This is a genomic window from Bowmanella yangjiangensis (assembly GCF_017255015.1).
GTDB lineage: Bacteria > Pseudomonadota > Gammaproteobacteria > Enterobacterales > Alteromonadaceae > Bowmanella > Bowmanella yangjiangensis.
This window is the reverse complement of the sequence record NZ_JAFKCS010000010.1, coordinates 109,124-125,524: the sequence shown is the minus strand read 5'-3', so window position 1 is coordinate 125,524 and position 16,401 is coordinate 109,124. Positions and strand designations below refer to the sequence as shown.

The following is a 16,401-nucleotide window of genomic DNA, read 5'->3' as shown; positions in this document are numbered from 1 at the left end:
TGATTGCCCGTATTGCCCAAAAGGCGCGGGCAGCCGGTATCCACTTAGTACTGGCCACGCAGCGTCCGTCAGTTGATGTTATTACCGGTCTTATTAAAGCCAACATTCCCACCCGTATTGCCTTTCAGGTGTCATCTAAGATCGATTCAAGAACTATCCTGGACCAGCAGGGCGCCGAAGCCTTGTTAGGACAAGGGGATATGTTGTATTTGCCACCAGGTACCGGCGTGCCGACCCGGGTACATGGTGCCTTTGTGGATGATCACGAAGTCCATGCTGTGGTGGCAGACTGGCAAAAACGTGGCAAGCCAAATTATATCGATGAAATATTAAGCGGAGAGGGTAGCGCTGAAGTGCTGCTGCCCGGAGAGCAGGCGGAAGGTGATGATGCGGAATCCGATCCACTTTACGACGAAGCGGTGGCTTTTGTTACCCAAAGCCGTCGTGCCTCGGTATCCAGTGTGCAGCGCCAGTTTAGAATTGGCTACAACCGTGCAGCCCGAATTGTTGAGCAGATGGAAATGTGCGGCGTGGTGAGTGCACAAGGCCATAACGGCAACCGTGAAGTGTTGGCACCGCCACCAGTTTGATGCAGCGACAGCTGTTGTTCAGGCAATGGTCAGTTTAGCTTGTCACAATGTGACTGTGTGAATTACCCAAGAAGTGTGTATGAAGAAAATTTTTCTAAGCAGCTTATGTGTTTTGGTGTTTCCTGTACTGGCCAATGATGCCGCGGATAGTCTGAAAAGTAGGCTGCATGAACTGCATAGTTTTCAGGCCAATTTTTCTCAGCAGGTTGTTGACGGTCAAGGACAGCAGGTGCAGGAAGCCACAGGCAAGCTGCAACTGCTGCAGCCGAATAAATTACGTTGGGAACTGTTTGCACCCGATGAGAGTTTGTTGATCGCCGATGGTCAGACGGTTTGGCATGTTGACCCCTTTGTGGAACAGGCTATCGCTATGGACCAACAGGCAACAGTGGCCGACAATCCGCTGATTTTACTGGCACAGCCAGATAGTCAGCATTGGCAGGATTTTAGTGTGACGGCAGAGGGGACCAGCTACCAGATACGTAGTCACAGCGAAGACAGCCAGATTGAGACCCTGACTCTGCGATTTGAAGGACAAACTTTGGTTTCCCTTAGCCTGCTGGACAGACAGCAACAAACCAGTACTCTGGATTTTTCCGATATTCAGCAAAACAAGGGCTTACCGGCCGAGGTGTTTAGCTTTACCCTTCCTGCAGGGTTTGAGCTGGATGACCAGCGCCAGGTACAGACCGGAAGTTTGCCAAAACCATGACCCAAGAGCTGGACTTTGGCCAGGACAATCCTTACCAGCCACTGGCCGCGTTGATGCGGCCAAAGTGCCTGGAAGACTACGCCGGTCAGCAGCATATTTTGGGGGAAGGAAAGCCGCTGCGCCGCGCAATCGAGCAGGGCAAAGCCCATTCCATGATCCTCTGGGGCCCACCTGGCACGGGAAAAACCACCCTGGCTGAACTGATCGCCAATTATTGTGATGCCCATGTAGAGCGCATCTCTGCGGTGACCTCAGGGGTAAAGGAGATACGTCAGGCTATTGATAATGCCCGGCACCAGGCCCAGGCGCGAGGCAAAAGGACCTTGTTGTTTGTGGATGAGGTGCATCGCTTTAATAAGAGCCAGCAGGATGCTTTCTTACCCCACATTGAAGACGGTACCGTCATTTTTATCGGCGCGACTACCGAAAACCCGTCTTTTGAACTCAATGGTGCCTTGCTGTCCAGAGCCAGAGTGTATCTGCTTAAGAAACTGGAAGCAGAAGACTTAACGCAGATGTTGTCTAGGGCTATGCAGGATAGCCGTTACGCTGGCATTACCCTGGCTGACGATGCACAACAGTTGTTAACTCAACTGGCTGATGGCGATGGCAGACGTTTGCTTAATTATCTGGAGCTGGCGGCGGATTTTGCCGCGCAGGGGGTGGTGAGCGTCGATACAGTGCGTGAAGCGGTAGGCGGTAAGGTGGCCGCCTTTGATAAGGGCGGCGATCAGTTTTACGACATGTTGTCTGCCTTACACAAATCCGTAAGAGGCTCGTCACCAGATGGGGCTCTGTATTGGTATGCGCGAATGCTGGAAGCGGGTTGCGATCCATTAGTGGCGGCCAGACGTTTACTGGCAATAGCGTCGGAGGATATTGGTAATGCCGATCCTAGGGCGTTACAGGTCTGTCTGAACGCCTGGGATATCTTTCATCGGGTTGGCCCGGCCGAAGGAGAGCGCGCCATTGCCCAGGCGCTGGTGTATTGTGCCTGCGCAGCCAAGAGCAACGCCCTGTATACGGCCTATAAACAGGCTCGCAGAGACGCCAGAGAGCTGGCTAATTTTGAGGTGCCTCACCATCTTCGCAATGCGCCAACCAAACTGATGAAAGAGCAGGGCTATGGCAGTGAATACCGCTATGCCCATAATGAGCCGGGGGCCTATGCCGCCGGTGAATCTTATCTGCCACCGGAGCTTGCAAATCAGCGCTATTATCTGCCTAATGAGCGCGGTCTGGAGAAGCAAATTCGTGCCAAATTGGATTATTTGCGCGAACAGGATGAGCAAAGTGAGCAGCAACGTTATAAGTAACAGTTTTGCTTTATATGCGACTATTGCCGCGGGCGGCGCTATGGGCGCCTGTTTACGTTATTTTATTTCGCAACTGGCTTTGCAGTGGTTTGGCAAAGGGTTTCCCTTTGGTACACTGGCGGTCAATATTCTCGGCTCCTTGATGCTAGGCGTTGTGTATGGTCTTATCGAGAGCGAGTATGTGGCAGGCCATCCCTGGCGAACCTTTTTGAGCATTGGTTTTATTGGCGCCCTGACCACATTTTCCACGTTTTCCCTGGATACCTTATTGCTTATGCAACAAGGTGCATGGATGAAAGCCGTGGGCAATATTTTGTTAAACCTGCTGTGTTGCCTGTTGGCCGCATGGTTGGGTATCAAGTTGATCATAAACAAAGGTTAATCACACAGCATGTTAGACCCGAATTTTTTGCGCAGCGATATCGAAACAACCGCACAGCGCCTTGCCACCCGCGGCTTTACCCTGGATGTGGCGACCTTTAAATCCCTTGAAGAAAAACGCAAAGATCTGCAGATCCGTACACAGGAATTGCAGAATGAGCGCAATGTGCGCTCCAAAAATATAGGTAAAGCCAAAGCCGCCGGTGAAGATATAGCCCCCTTACTGGCTGAAGTTGGCAAGCTGGGTGACGAGTTGGACAGTGCAAAAACTGAACTGGATGCGCTGTTAGAGGAAATCAGTCAATTGTCTCAGGCGCTACCTAATTTGCCACATGAATCTGTGCCAGTCGGTCGCGATGAAGAAGAGAACAAAGAAATCAGCCGTTGGGGTACGCCACGCCAGTTCGATTTCGACATAAAAGACCATGTTGATGTGGCCACGGCGCTGGACAAAGGCCTGGACTTTGAAGCCGGGGTTAAGCTCAGTGGCGCGCGTTTTGTGGTTATGCGCGGCAAGATTGCCCGTCTGCATCGTGCGTTAACGCAGTTTATGCTGGACCTGCATACCAGTGAACATGGTTATCAGGAAATGTACGTACCTTATCTGGTCAACGCCGATAGCTTGTTTGGTACCGGCCAATTGCCAAAGTTTGGCGAGGATCTATTCCATACTAAGCCTGCTACAGAAGAGGGGCAGGGGCTAAGCTTGATCCCCACCGCAGAGGTACCGCTCACCAACCTGGGACGAGATGAGATTTTCCCGGCAGAACAACTGCCACTGAAGATGACGGCTCACACACCTTGTTTTCGTAGCGAGGCTGGCTCCTATGGGCGTGACACCCGTGGTCTGATTCGCCAGCATCAGTTTGATAAGGTTGAGTTGGTACAGCTGGTTAAGCCAGAGGAGTCTTTCGAGGCACTGGAAGAGCTTACCGAGCATGCCGAGAAGGTCCTGCGTTTACTGGGGTTGCCATACCGTAAGATGCTGCTTTGTACCGGTGATATGGGCTTTGGTTCATGCAAGACGTACGATCTGGAAGTATGGCTACCTGCCCAAAACACCTACAGAGAGATTTCTTCTTGCTCCAATATGCTGGATTTCCAGGCGCGCCGTATGCAGGCCCGCTATCGTAATCCGGAAACCGGCAAGCCTGAACTGCTGCACACTTTAAATGGCTCTGGTTTGGCGGTGGGGCGAACCTTGGTTGCCATTCTGGAAAACTATCAGCAGGCCGATGGCAGTGTGGAAATCCCTGATGTGCTGCGCCCATATATGGGGGGCATTGAGGTTATTCGCTAAGCCTTCAACGCTATCGAGTAATAGAAGCGGGCCACATGGCCCGTTTTTTTATTACGAAAAAGGCTTAAAACTTTCATTGGCGGGATTTTGTGCTTTACTCACAACAGATAAGCAGAATCCGTTTGCCTATGAAAGCTACGCGAGATGTGCGCCTGCTGATGAAGGTGCTCTATTACCTAACCCTGATTGTCACGGTAGGTATGGTTACCTATTTGTTCTGGTTAACCTTTATAACGGTTTACAATGGGTTACTAGGGTAATTCCGACTAAAAGTGGGTCGTTTTAGCCGTGGTTATTTAAAACTGTGGTATTTCTACAAACATTTCGCCGGTTTGGGCAAACCAGCGAGTTTAGTGGCCTGTTTGGCGGGGCCTTCCGGGAACAATCGCTGCAGATAACGGCTATTGCCTTTTTCCGGGCCATAAGCTTTTTCCATGGCTTTTACCAGGGCGCGGATGGCTGGGCTGGTATTAAATTCCTGATAAAAATGCCGCACAAAAAGCACCACCTCCCAGTGGGCATCCGTCATATCAATACCTTCACGATCGGCTAGATGCAAAGCTAATGCTTCATCCCAATCCTGGCTGTTTAATAAGTATCCTGCTTTGTCCACTGCAATACTACGGCCGTTAAATTCAATTGTTTGTTCCATTACCAGCTCATTACCTTGTCAAACTTCAGGGTCAGCGCGACCAGTTGCGGATAATCGATAGTGCAAATGGCATCAGCAGCCTTGATGCCTCGGGCATAAAGGTCGTCTTGCAGCACATAAAGCTGTTCGCATTGCATCAAAAGGCTGTACCAGGCTTGCTGATGGCCTTGCAGGGCGTAAACCGCGTCTTGTATCAACACAATGCCATCTTGTTTGGCGATACGGCTTAAACACTGGCTCAGGCTGTGATCTGAAAAAGGGCTGCTACGCAGCAAATGCAGGATCATTAAAAACTCACTATATGGTCAAACTGCGCTAATGCACTTCGCAGGGATTCAGATGACAACACCTCGACCGGCACACATAAATCGGCTTCGGTTAATCCTCTGGAGAGCAGACTTTGTTGGCATACCAGCAAGGTATCGATATCGTAGAACTCCAGCGCAGCAAAGGTTTTGCTGTAGTTTTTGCGCAAAGCCGCCTCAGGATGCTGGTCTTTAACGAGCTGGAAAACCCCGTCATCGATAAAAAACAGCCCAACCTCCTGCCCAAAGGTGCCTGCCACCATGGCCATGTCCAATGCTTCCTGGCCATGGCTTGTGCCATGTGGGGCAGTGCGGTTAACTATGGCGATTCGTTTGCTTTGCATCAGAACTGTACCACCCGGTCCACATTCAGCATTTCTATAAACTGGCCCAATCCACTGGCCTGCATAGGTGCTTGAAGATTGTGGGCAGGCAATCCACGCTCAGTACTTTCAGGCTCTGAGAGCACCCCTCGTCTGGCTGCTGCGGTGTTACATACATGCAGTGCGACGCCCTTAGCTTGAAGGTCTCGCCAGGCCTTCGGCAGATTAAGCTCGTCTGCTGGTGCCTGTGACCAAGCGTTGGCATTATTCACACCGGCCTGATAGAAGAAAATACCTTGGATTTTGTGCCCTTGGGCTAATACAGCCTGGGCAAACTGCAAGGCACTGTGACTACCCTGAGTGTCGAATGGAGCAGAAGTAACTAGAATGGAAAATGTCGCCATAGATAAAAAAACGCCCTGCTTGGCAGGGCGTTAGTGTATCAGTCGTCGCCGTTAAACGCACCCAGCAGATGCAGGATGGAAGTGAACAGGTTGTAGATACTTAGGTACAAGCCGACTGTTGCACGAATATAGTTGGTCTCGCCACCGTTAATAATGCGGCTGGTATCAAACAGAATGAAACCAGACATAATCAATACGATACCAGCACTAATGGCCAGGCTCATGGCAGGAATTTGCAGGAAAATGTTAGCGATAGCGGCAACCAGCGCCACAATCATACCAATCATCAGGAAGCCACCCATAAAAGAGAAGTCTTTCTTGGTGGTCAGGGCATAAGCCGACAAACCGAAGAAGACCAGGGCAGTGGCACCAAATGCCTGCATGATCAATTGAGGGCCGTTTTGCATACCGGCATAGTAATTCAGGGTGAAGCCCAATGAGCCACCCAGTAATCCGGTAAAAGCGAACACCCAGAAAATGCCGGATGCGCTGTCGGCTTTTTTGTTAACCACAAACAACAGCACCAACGCGCCGATGTTCATGCCTAGGGCTGCCAACGGGGAAATGCCCATGGCCATGGTTAAGCCTGCACACACAGCACTGAACACCATTGTCATGGCTAGCAACGTATAAGTGTTGCGCAGTACTTTGTTTGTCTCCAACACCGAGGCTTGTGACGAACTGCTATAAAGGGTTCTCTGATCCATTTATCACTCCGAAGTTAAACCAGTTAAACACTAGCTGATTTCTTTGGCTATTTTTATGGGCTTTAGTTCCATTTTCAAGAAATTCCGGATGTGACGAGGTTGGATTGCGCCGGATTGCTGTTTATTAGAGCAAAGTGGTCAAAGTGTCATCATTCAGTAATTTAAAGGAAAAATACCCTTTACAAGGCATCAAAAGCTCATTAGTATGCACGCCACTTGGAGAGCTGGCAGAGCTCGGTTGAATGCACCTGACTTGAAATCAGGCGAAGGGTTAAACCTTCCGGGGGTTCGAATCCCTCGCTCTCCGCCATATATAAGAAAAAGGCCCCGTTCGAAAGAACGGGGCCTTTTTCTTTGTGCGTTTGGTGCAGCCGTTATTGGCTGCTTGGCGTAAGCACAAAGGTACACTAGTCCCTAGTTTCCCCATAACGCATAGCACTAAATCTCAGGTGTTTCCTTTAAAGGTTTCTCTGGCGGTGTTCAGCGCAGCATGTGCACCATTTTATTAATTAACTTTATTTCCCTGATTGGCAAAGTTGACCTTGTTTGACTTGTTCTAAATGGGTTTATTACGCTATTTAGTCTTGATTTGAAGATTTTAGTGGCCTTAGGGGACTTTTTAATTACGTCTAGCTGTTGGGTTAATAATGAGGAAGAAAGATGCAAATTCGGCAGGCCAGTATTGAAGATCTTACTCAGGTACAAGCTATTGGTAGAAAGAGCTACCGACAGCACTTTGCTGATATTTGGTCGCCGTCTGCTCTTGAGCGCTACTTAGCCGAGTAATTCGCTGAGGATACCGTTGCACAGAGTCTGTCTTCACCCTGCCACACATGGTGGCTACTGGAAGAGCAGGGCATAGTGCAGGGCTTTGCCAAGGTAAACTGGCGAAGGCTGGATCCAATTCGCCAGCTAGCTGGTGCTGAGCTACAGAAGATTTATTTCCTATCCGGAACAACAGGCAGAGGTTATGGCAAAGCCATGCTTAGCGAAGTTGTTGAGGAGGCGCGTAGAAGAGAAGAGCCGTTTGTATGGTTGGATGTGCAGAAATCTAATATACAGGGTGAACGTTTTTACACTCGTGAGCGCTTCAAATGTCTGGGTGAATTGTCTTTTCAAACGGATCTTCAAGACATTGGCATAAAGGTGATGGCACTGCCCTTATAAACTCGCGGCTTTCTGTGCCGCCTATTATTCTTAAGTACCTAGCTTGATAAGGAACAGGAATGAGCAGACATGGTATGGCCATCGGGCTTGAAAGGCACGATGAAAACGTATTTATGACGCTGCGGGTTTGGGGAAAACTGACTCATGATGACTACCAACTTTTAACCCCTATGTTAGAGCAAGCCGTAGCCGGTTTAACTAAGCCTAAGATAAATGCTTTGGTAGATGCCAGGGACTTCGAGGGCTGGGAATTGAGGGCGGCCTGGGACGACTTTCAGTTGGGTTATAAACACGGTAATGCCTTTAACCGAATCGCTGTGGTTGGGCACAACCGTATACAGGCACTGCTAACTCGTTTAGGCAGTTGGTTTATTGGTGGCGAAGCCCGTTACTTTGAAGAAGAAAGCGACGCCTTGGCATGGCTGCTAGACCGTTAAGTTAAACTCGTCGAGCAATATTGGTTATGCGTAACCTAACTATTCTGCCCTTTGATACGCTCTCTTAGTTGCTGTACCAACTGATAAAACAATGGAACCAGCAAGGTGCCGAGTAAGGTCGCAGCAATCATACCGCATAAGACCGTCAGACCTAGCGACACACGGCTGGCGGCACCGGCGCCGCTGGCAAATACTAAAGGCAAAACGCCGAGTATGAAGGATAGGGCTGTCATGAGAACCGCTCTAAATCTAAGTCTCGCTGCGTTCAATGCAGCCTCATAAATACTCTTGCCCTGAGCTCGTTGCTCCATGGCAAATTCCACAATCAAAATCGCGGTCTTGGTAGACAAACCAATCAACAATATCAGCCCCACTTGCGCATAAATATTGTTGGCAAGACCTACTGTAAAGAGTCCCAGCATAGCGCCGAGTAACGCTAACGGAACGGCGGCAATTACCGAAAATGGAATGCTCCAACTTTCGTATTGGGCGACTAAAAACAAATAGACAAACAACACTGCCAGGCCAAATAAAACGGGGGCCATATTGCCAGCTTCCAGTTCTTGTTTGGATTGTCCAGCCCATTCGTAGGTGTATCCGGTGGGCAATGCTTCAGCCAGCTCTTGCATAGTCGCAATGGCTTGACCACTGGAATAACCAGTATTGGCCTGGCCACTGATACTGGCACTGCGGTATAGATTGAAATGCTGAATACTGGTTGGCCCCAGTATCGGCTGTAATGATGCCAGTGTGGTTAGTGGTACCATATCCCCCTGGGTATTACGCACATAATAGTGTTGCAAATCAGCGGCCTGTGTACGATAGGCAGCATCGGCTTGTATCATGACTTTGTAAGTGCGGCCAAATTGGTTGAAGTCATTGATATATAAGGACCCTAGTTGGGCTTGCAGGGTCAGGAAAATATCATTCAATGCAACGCCTTGAGCCTTGGCTTTATTACGGTCTATCTCTAGCAAATATTGCGGTACATTCGCTCTATAGGTACTGAATACGCTGGTCAATTCAGGGCGTTGGTTGGCTTCATAGATCAGTCCGTTCATGACTTGTGCCAGAGCAACCGGGTCGCGTCCTTCACTATCCTGCAGGCGAAATTCAAAGCCCGAACTGGCCCCGAGGCCAGGGATGGGCGGCGGGTTGAATACCATAATCTGGGCATCTGGCAGGCTCCAAAGTTGCCCCATCAACCTTGGGATCAACTGCTGTAGCCCAAGAGACGAATCTTTACGTTCTTCCCAATCCTTCAGTACTGCAATCCCCAGCCCATTGTTAGAGGCAGCGCCACCAAGCAAAGAAATACCCGACACGGCGATAAAATCCGTAACGGCAGGTTCCTTACGTACAATGCCATCAATTTTACCCATCACATCCAGGGTGCGTTTGCTCGCAGCGGCATCGGGTAGTTGAACGTCAACAAACACAAAACCCTGATCCTCACCAGGAACAAAGGCAGTGGGAACTGTCTTTACCAGCCACAATGTCGTACCAAACAATAGCAAGGCAAACAGACCCATACGTCCAGCCCGTCTTAGGATCTGTTGTACCATCCCTTGGTAATGGTGGGTGCTAAATAAAATGCCGCGTTCAAAAAATGCCAGCCAGCGTACTGGATGCATGTCCTTATTTAGTAATAGGGTGCACAACGCTGGGCTGAGGGTCAGGGCATTGATAGAGGAAATCAGCACTGCGCAGGAAATAGTGACAGAAAACTGTTTATACAGCTCGCCAGTGATACCTGGCATAAAACCCACTGGCACAAATACAGCCAGCAACACCAGGGTGGTCGCAATTATTGGCCCTGTGACCTGCTGCATGGCTTTAGTTACGGCGTCTTTCACCGGCAACTGTTCTTCTTTTAAAATACGCTCAACATTTTCAATTACGATAATGGCATCATCGACCACGATGCCGATAGCCAGTACCAAGCCAAACAAGGTAATGGTGTTAATGCTGTAGCCCAGTGCCAGCATGCAGGCGAATGTACCAATTAGCGAGACGGGAATGGCAATAGAGGGAATAATGGTGGCCCGCCAGTTTTGCAGGAACAGGAACACGACCAGAATAACCAGGGCCACAGCTTCAAATAAAGTGGCTACCACTTCGTCAATAGAGCGTTCAATAAAGGCTGTACTGTCAAATGGTATGGAGTAGTGCAAACCTTCAGGAAAAGCTTTGCTGAGTTCGGTCATTTTTGCCTTAACCAGTGCAGCGACTTCAGTCGCATTGGCTTCTGACAGCTGATATATCACCAGAAATGCAGTGTCTTGCTGGTTAAGTTTGGCTTCAATGGCATAGTCTTTAGAGCCCAACTCAATTCTGGCAATATCACGCAGACGCACAAAATTTCCATTCGGGTTTGCTCTGATGATCGTCTGGCCAAACTCTTCCGGGCTTTGCAATCTGCCTCTGGCCTGAATAGCGTATTCAAATTGCTGTCCGGTGGTGGCGGGAGCAGCCCCTAGCTTACCGGCGGCGACTATGGTGTTTTGTTCACCCAGCGCCTGGCGAATGTCGCTAACGGTAATACCTAATGTTGTCATCTTGTCTGGGTTTAGCCAAATCCGCATGGAATAGGTTTTTTCACCCATCACGGTTGCAGCCGCTACACCTTTTAAACGGCCCAAGGGCTCGGTTAAATAGTTGGTGGCGTAATTGGAGAGAAATATCGCATCCAAGTCTTGGTTATCTGAATATAAGGTCACACCCATCAACATATTGCTGGATTGCTTTTTAACTGACACCCCTTGGCGTTTAACTTCTTCAGGTAAACCAGCTTCAGCCAGCGCCACCCGGTTTTGCACATTCACCTGAGCAATATCGGTATCAGTGCCAACCTTGAAGTAAATGGTGATATTTGCTGTGCCGTTGTTGGACGCTGTAGACTCCATGTACATCATGTTTTCCACGCCATTGACCTTTTCCTCAATCGGCCTAATAACGGACTCTTCAACAATTTGCGCTGATGCACCGGGATAGACAGCACTAATTTGCACCTGGGGAGGGGTGATTTGCGGGTACATGTTGACCGGCAATTGGGTTAGGGCAATTAAACCGGCCAAAGTAATAACAATGGATATAACCAGCGCAAACTTGGGCCGGTGGATAAAGGTTTTACTGATCATAGGCCAGCCTCATGGTTTATCGCTGACAACACCCGTGACGGGGTCGACGTGTTTCACCACACTTTGCACCAAGATGCCGGGCCTGACTTTTTGCAGCCCTTCAATGATCACTTGGTCGCCGGCATTTAGGCCCGATTCCACCGCCCACATGGCGTGAATACGGCGGCCGAGACTGACCGAGCGACGGCTGACTTCCTGATTACTATTAACCACTAACACAAACTTGCCTTGCTGGCTTTCTTGTACTGCAGCCTGAGGCACCATTGCTAACTGGCTTTTGTCTTTACTTTCCACCATCAGGGTGACAAACAGACCAGGCATCACGATCTGTTCCGGGTTAGCAAAGAACGCCCTTAATTCAACAGTACCCGTACTTTGGTCAATTTTAGTATCGGCAAAATCCAGGGTGCCGGTTTGGCCATACTCGGTATTATTCGGCAGTCGCAGTTTTAGTTCGAAAGGTGCTTGTGCCGGACTTTGCTGGGTTTGACTGTTACGCTGGCGGTAGCTGATATAATCCGCTTCTTCGACTTGAAAGCTAACGTAAATAGGGTCAATAGCAGTGAGAGTGGCAAGGGGGCCACTTTGTGGCCCAACCACATTACCTGTGCTGTAGGTTACCTTACCGATCAGGCCGGAAAATGGCGCACGAATTTCGGTGTAACTTAGGTTGAGTTTGGCTTTATCTAAGGCGGCCTTGGCAGCTTCTACGCCGGCTCTTGCTTGGGAGGCCATAGTGGTTAGCTTGTCCAGGTCAGATTGGGATATGTAACCCTGCTTTGCGACATCCTTGCCACGTTTCAGATCGCGCTCTGCACCTTCCGCCGCGGCAACTTTACTGTTCAGGTCTGCCTCTGCCTGAGCGACGCCCGACTGGTACTCGGCTGGATCAATACGCAACAACAAGCGGTCTCGTTCAACAAAGCTGCCTTCATCGAAGTTGCGTTCGATCAGTTCTCCTGCAACCCGGGCTAAAAGGTCAACCTCCTGATAGGCTTCAGTACGTGCGACAAACTCGCGATAGTTACCTACATCCTGTACTTCAATGGCATACACGGTGACCGAAGGTAAGGGGGAGGTTGCAGGAGCTGATGGTTGCTTGTCACAAGCGCTGAGTAGCAAAGTCAGCAGAATGACGAAAGGATAGGATGTGCGAAACCTCAAACACCTCATGGCAATCTCCCCGATAAACATAATCTACGGCTTGTTGTTATTGTTGCTGCCGTCATGCCATGACGGGAACAGTACAATACTAGAAGTGATTATGAAAAAGTGAAAGAAACCAACGTATTGGCTGAGTAGCAGAGTAATTTTAAGGGGTATGGCGGTGAGACGGTAAGCTTAATTTACATTGCTTGAACAGTGCTTGCCACCAACTTACATGGGACTGCAATGCCAATGCGAAGGCCCTTTGTTCAGCGTTCCGTTCGGCCAGCCAGTCTTGCATTGACTTTGGGCCATGGGCATATAACTGTTGTAGACGCGGGGCCAATTCATATTGATAGTGCGCAAGCTGACCGGCAATAGGTTGAATTTTTTCAATGAAAAACAGGGCGAATACATTACGCAGGTATTCACTGGTTTCAGTTCGGTGACAACTGATTGGTTGTGACTCCAGCCAGGGTGTCAGCGTTTGCAGGTAAGCAGTCAGTATGCGTCGAGTCTGAAACCACCTGGCTGGTAATTGGCCCTGATGCAGAACCTGTAAGTGTTGCTCTAGTTGTTCACTTTGAATGCCGTTGGATTGCGGCGCAATGCTTATCAGGTAGTCTAGTGCTGTGCGGCTACTATCCAGTAAAGCGGTTTCCGGAATCTGTTGCTGCCGGGTTCCTGCCAGGCTGCTGCGAAGCTCATTGGCATCCAGCAAGGCCGACCATAAAGGAATAACCCCTTGATATTTAGCTGCTTGCCATTCGCTAAGCCGGGTTATCAAATCTGGGTCACTGGTGTTGATCAGACACTCTTGTATAGCACTTAGCAGCTTTTGTTCATAAATATAACGTTGTGATAATCCCTGTAGTTTGCCAAGAGCGGTGTTTCGCTCTGCCACTAAGCTGTATAAACGGCAATGTCGCAGGGCATAGAATTCACTTAGGTTGATGCTCACTTCAACTGGCTGATAAGACTGTTTGGCAGGTAAACTCAGTGGCGGAGGCGATTCGAAAGCAGGTGGGCGTTGCTGGATTATGTTGCCGAGACGACTGGCGTATTCATCCAGCTCCCGTTGCAATACAGGTTGACAGGCCATAAGTAAAAACAAACCGACAAACAACCCGGGCACACGCAAACATCCCAGTCTCATGAAAATTCAGTAATATTGTTCGTCGTCTGCATCAACGTTATACGACAGCGTCTGATTAGCTTCATCCAACCGCATTCTAATATGAATGGGATTGCAGCAGTTACTGCAATCTTCAAAGTAATCCTGATCACCTTGGCTGTAATCCAAGGTTAGATGCATTAAGTGCCCGCAATGGGGACACTGGATGTTCACTGTTTTAATTTTCATACTACCTCCGATTGAACCGCGTCACGTCAAACTTCGTCCACCATCCACTTTGAGAATTTGCCCGGTGATATAACCGGCATCAAGTAAAAACTCGACAGCATGCGTAATGTCATGCTCTAGACCCAGGCGCCCCAACGGTATCTGGCTAAGGATCTGCTGCTTTTGCTGTTCTTCTATCTCCTCGGGCCACAGAATGGCGCCAGGGGCAATGGCATTGACTCTTACCTCGGGTGCCAGTTCGATGGCCAGAGATTCTGTCATACTGACTAATCCGGCTTTGGCCATACAATACAGGCTATAACCAGCGAGTGGTCGCAAGGCATGAATATCTACCATATTGATAATAGTGCCTTTGCACCGTTTCAGCTCATCGGCCAGATAATGACTTAAAAACAGCGGCGCTTGCATATTGCTGCCAATCAGGGCTTGCCAAGCTTGAAGGCTGATGTCGCTCACCGGTGTAGGGAAAAAGCTGGAGGCATTGTTGATAACTGCATCCAAACGGCCGAACTTAGCGAGAATGTTGCAGGCTAATCCCTCCAGTTCGGTGATCTCAGTCAGGTCACCTTGCACCAACTCTGCACTGTTTGGGCGAGCGAGGTTTAATGCTTGATAAAGCGCTATTGCCTCGGGGTAAGAGCCAAAACAGTGCAGTACCACGTTATAGCCACGCAGATGTAATGCTCGAGCAATGGCCGCTCCCAGGCGTTTGGCACTGCCGCTGATAAAAACTACCTTCTCCATCAGAATTCCGGACCGTAATAGAAGTATCAGTATGCCGGTGTCTTTAGTTTAGCTCCAGCCTAGTTGTCCAGATGTTGCAAGTGCAGTTTTGCCGTTTGGATGTACTGCCCACCAAACAACAGAGCATGATTAAGCAGGTGATACAGCTGATAAACGGGCTTGCGATATTGATAGTCGGGACTCAGTGGCCAGATTTCTTGGTAGCCCTGATAAAAAGGCTCAGGAAACCGCCCGAATAATTCCGTCATAGCGATATCTGTCTCTCTGTCACCAAAATAAAAGGCCGGGTCGAACATCACCGGTTGTGTTTTCCAGAAACCCGTATTGCCCTGCCAGAGATCGCCATGCAGTGGTGAAGCAGGAGGGCAGTGGCCAGCAAGTAACTGCTTAATGGAGGTTACCACTTTATCAATGGGTACCTTGAGAACGTCTTTTTCACAAAGCAACTGTAGCAGATAGCCAATTCGTTGTTCGGCGAAAAACTGACACCACTTTTTTTGCCAGGTATTGGGCTGGGTAGTTGCGCCTATATAGTTGTCTTCATCCCAGCCATACTGTTCTTGCATATTGGCGCGGTGCAACTTGGCCAGACCCTGGCCAAACTGAAACCACAAATCAACCGAACCCTCTGACATATTGAGGTATTCAAGTACCAGAAAACTGTATTGTGATACCCGACCTGAGCAAATCACGTGAGGCAGCTTGATGCTTTCCTCAATGCGCAGCCGGTCTAAGCCTTGTGCTTCGCATTCCAGTCGAGGTAGAGCGATGGCGTCAGCCACCTTGATAAAGTAACGCTGACGACCATCCGTTACACGAAAACTGCGGGTATGAAATTGTTGATGAATTTGGCGTATATCATCACAGACAAAATCCTGCCCCAATCTTTCGCTAATCTGTTCACTGATAAAATGCCACATGCTCGGATAACCGGTTGTCTGACACTTTCCTTAGTATGGAACAGCCCGAAGAATTGTTAAGTGTCGGTTGGGATTTTTTCTGAGGGTTCGCGGATATCTCTCAATGGCTTATTTTGGTAGGCGGGAGTGACAAGTATTTTGCGTAGCGCTACAAAGGTCTTAAAGGTACCCTCCAGTAGCATGCGATTGGCCAGCCAATGGGGGACATTGCCCGCTGCATCGGCACTTCCCTGATAACAGATCGCCAGTTGACCTGCTGGTAAGGGCGTCAGCGTCCAGCGAGCCCATACCCCTTGTAGCCTGACTATGCCCAGGATTCCTGGCAGCGCATCGGAGGCGTCTTCTACGGTAAGGGTCAGCACCAGGGTATCAGGGTCTTGTTCGTAGTGGGATAGGGTTACCAAATCCCGGTCATGTACTGGCCAAGGGGCATTAAAAACGCTATGCACCAGGTCCTGGTTTGATTGTGGGCGTTCCAGCAAGGTGATTTGTGTGGCGTTGGCTATCCAGTTTGGGCCTTGTTCAGTGTCCCGTAATAGCAGAATAAATGCACTTAAATCACTGCTGATTATCGTCTTTGCCATTACATCATTCACCGCCGAGTCAGTTTTACGGCGGTATAACTCAACCTGTTGTTTTGACTTTACTTGTTGCCAACTGCTATCCGAAAATTCGCAATCGGCGCGCAACGGCACGCTGAGAAAAAACAAACAGGCCAACAAAGGGATTGAAAATTGCATCCGGGGTATGAAATAGATATAGTTGCCACTGGTCTGATGGTAGCAGACCCTAAG

The 16,401-nt window shown here is 49.4% G+C and carries 21 protein-coding genes and 1 tRNA gene; 10 read left to right on the top strand and 12 right to left on the bottom strand.

The window, feature by feature from the left end; genetic code table 11:
- The 6 genes from J0A65_RS27355 to J0A65_RS27680 form a co-directional block, all read left to right on the top strand.
- Nucleotides 1–590: DNA translocase FtsK (locus tag J0A65_RS27355; protein ID WP_332874335.1), on the top strand; the 590-nt coding region annotated here is incomplete at its 5' end.
- Between the two features lie 79 nt (nucleotides 591–669).
- Nucleotides 670–1,302 (top strand): outer membrane lipoprotein periplasmic chaperone LolA, encoded by a 633-nt coding sequence (gene lolA / locus J0A65_RS12065; protein ID WP_206594437.1) that lies wholly within the window; start codon nucleotides 670–672, stop codon nucleotides 1,300–1,302.
- Nucleotides 1,299–2,618: a replication-associated recombination protein A gene (locus J0A65_RS12060; RefSeq protein ID WP_206594436.1), complete on the top strand. Its 1,320-nt coding sequence runs from the start codon at nucleotides 1,299–1,301 to the stop codon at nucleotides 2,616–2,618. Before lolA ends, J0A65_RS12060 begins: the two co-directional genes overlap by 4 nt.
- The gene (crcB, locus tag J0A65_RS12055; protein ID WP_332874234.1) at nucleotides 2,611–3,000 is read left to right on the top strand and encodes a fluoride efflux transporter CrcB; all 390 of its coding nucleotides are present in this window, start codon (nucleotides 2,611–2,613) and stop codon (nucleotides 2,998–3,000) included. Before J0A65_RS12060 ends, crcB begins: the two co-directional genes overlap by 8 nt.
- 9 nt (nucleotides 3,001–3,009) lie before the next feature.
- On the top strand, nucleotides 3,010–4,299 hold the full coding sequence (gene serS, locus J0A65_RS12050) for a serine--tRNA ligase (protein ID WP_206594434.1): 1,290 nt from the start codon (nucleotides 3,010–3,012) through the stop codon (nucleotides 4,297–4,299).
- Nucleotides 4,300–4,427: 128 nt separating this feature from the next.
- On the top strand, nucleotides 4,428–4,559 hold the full coding sequence (locus J0A65_RS27680; RefSeq protein ID WP_269814662.1) for a hypothetical protein: 132 nt from the start codon (nucleotides 4,428–4,430) through the stop codon (nucleotides 4,557–4,559).
- 53 nt (nucleotides 4,560–4,612) lie between these two features.
- On the opposite strand, the gene J0A65_RS12045 is transcribed toward J0A65_RS27680, so the two are convergent.
- The 5 genes from J0A65_RS12045 to J0A65_RS12025 are packed head-to-tail and all read right to left on the bottom strand — an operon-like array spanning nucleotide 4,613 to nucleotide 6,690.
- Nucleotides 4,613–4,951, bottom strand: coding sequence for a TusE/DsrC/DsvC family sulfur relay protein (locus J0A65_RS12045; protein ID WP_206594433.1), 339 nt, complete (start codon nucleotides 4,949–4,951; stop codon nucleotides 4,613–4,615).
- Nucleotides 4,951–5,238 (bottom strand): sulfurtransferase complex subunit TusB, encoded by a 288-nt coding sequence (gene tusB, locus J0A65_RS12040; RefSeq protein WP_206594432.1) that lies wholly within the window; start codon nucleotides 5,236–5,238, stop codon nucleotides 4,951–4,953. The genes J0A65_RS12045 and tusB overlap by 1 nt, the downstream gene beginning before the upstream one ends.
- Nucleotides 5,238–5,600 carry a sulfurtransferase complex subunit TusC gene (gene tusC, locus J0A65_RS12035; RefSeq protein WP_206594431.1) on the bottom strand — a complete coding sequence of 121 codons (363 nt, stop codon included), beginning with the start codon at nucleotides 5,598–5,600 and terminating at the stop codon, nucleotides 5,238–5,240. The genes tusB and tusC overlap by 1 nt, the downstream gene beginning before the upstream one ends.
- Nucleotides 5,600–5,983, bottom strand: a complete 384-nt coding sequence (gene tusD / locus J0A65_RS12030) for a sulfurtransferase complex subunit TusD (protein ID WP_206594430.1) — start codon at nucleotides 5,981–5,983, stop codon at nucleotides 5,600–5,602. Before tusD ends, tusC begins: the two co-directional genes overlap by 1 nt.
- Nucleotides 5,984–6,021: 38 nt before the next feature.
- Nucleotides 6,022–6,690 carry a Bax inhibitor-1/YccA family protein gene (locus tag J0A65_RS12025; RefSeq protein ID WP_206594429.1) on the bottom strand — a complete coding sequence of 223 codons (669 nt, stop codon included), beginning with the start codon at nucleotides 6,688–6,690 and terminating at the stop codon, nucleotides 6,022–6,024.
- A gap of 218 nt (nucleotides 6,691–6,908) precedes the next feature.
- Between J0A65_RS12025 and J0A65_RS12020 the strand changes: the two genes are divergently transcribed.
- The 4 genes from J0A65_RS12020 (at nucleotide 6,909) to J0A65_RS12010 (ending at nucleotide 8,294) form a co-directional block, all read left to right on the top strand.
- A tRNA-Ser gene (locus J0A65_RS12020) sits at nucleotides 6,909–7,000 on the top strand.
- 350 nt (nucleotides 7,001–7,350) lie between these two features.
- A complete protein-coding gene (locus tag J0A65_RS27675) occupies nucleotides 7,351–7,476 on the top strand; it encodes a hypothetical protein (protein WP_269814661.1) in 126 nt (41 codons plus the stop codon).
- Nucleotides 7,477–7,503: 27 nt separating this feature from the next.
- Entirely contained in the window at nucleotides 7,504–7,857 is a 354-nt protein-coding gene (locus J0A65_RS12015; RefSeq protein WP_206594470.1) for a GNAT family N-acetyltransferase, read from the top strand.
- Between the two features lie 59 nt (nucleotides 7,858–7,916).
- Nucleotides 7,917–8,294 carry a SpoIIAA family protein gene (locus tag J0A65_RS12010; RefSeq protein WP_206594428.1) on the top strand — a complete coding sequence of 126 codons (378 nt, stop codon included), beginning with the start codon at nucleotides 7,917–7,919 and terminating at the stop codon, nucleotides 8,292–8,294.
- Between the two features lie 35 nt (nucleotides 8,295–8,329).
- Here J0A65_RS12010 and J0A65_RS12005 read toward each other — a convergent pair whose 3' ends face one another.
- The 7 genes from J0A65_RS12005 to J0A65_RS11975 form a co-directional block, all read right to left on the bottom strand.
- Nucleotides 8,330–11,434 carry an efflux RND transporter permease subunit gene (locus tag J0A65_RS12005; RefSeq protein WP_206594427.1) on the bottom strand — a complete coding sequence of 1,035 codons (3,105 nt, stop codon included), beginning with the start codon at nucleotides 11,432–11,434 and terminating at the stop codon, nucleotides 8,330–8,332.
- A gap of 9 nt (nucleotides 11,435–11,443) precedes the next feature.
- Nucleotides 11,444–12,607 carry an efflux RND transporter periplasmic adaptor subunit gene (locus J0A65_RS12000; protein WP_232849912.1) on the bottom strand — a complete coding sequence of 388 codons (1,164 nt, stop codon included), beginning with the start codon at nucleotides 12,605–12,607 and terminating at the stop codon, nucleotides 11,444–11,446.
- A 139-nt stretch (nucleotides 12,608–12,746) separates the two neighbouring features.
- Nucleotides 12,747–13,736, bottom strand: a complete 990-nt coding sequence (locus J0A65_RS11995; RefSeq protein ID WP_206594425.1) for a DUF3080 family protein — start codon at nucleotides 13,734–13,736, stop codon at nucleotides 12,747–12,749.
- Nucleotides 13,737–13,742: 6 nt separating this feature from the next.
- Nucleotides 13,743–13,943, bottom strand: coding sequence for a CPXCG motif-containing cysteine-rich protein (locus tag J0A65_RS11990; RefSeq protein ID WP_206594424.1), 201 nt, complete (start codon nucleotides 13,941–13,943; stop codon nucleotides 13,743–13,745).
- A 21-nt stretch (nucleotides 13,944–13,964) separates the two neighbouring features.
- Entirely contained in the window at nucleotides 13,965–14,690 is a 726-nt protein-coding gene (locus J0A65_RS11985) for a pteridine reductase (RefSeq protein WP_206594469.1), read from the bottom strand.
- 56 nt (nucleotides 14,691–14,746) lie between these two features.
- Nucleotides 14,747–15,607 (bottom strand): fructosamine kinase family protein, encoded by an 861-nt coding sequence (locus tag J0A65_RS11980; protein WP_206594423.1) that lies wholly within the window; start codon nucleotides 15,605–15,607, stop codon nucleotides 14,747–14,749.
- A 56-nt stretch (nucleotides 15,608–15,663) separates the two neighbouring features.
- Nucleotides 15,664–16,347, bottom strand: coding sequence for an START domain-containing protein (locus J0A65_RS11975; protein WP_206594422.1), 684 nt, complete (start codon nucleotides 16,345–16,347; stop codon nucleotides 15,664–15,666).
- Nucleotides 16,348–16,401: the final 54 nt, after the last annotated feature.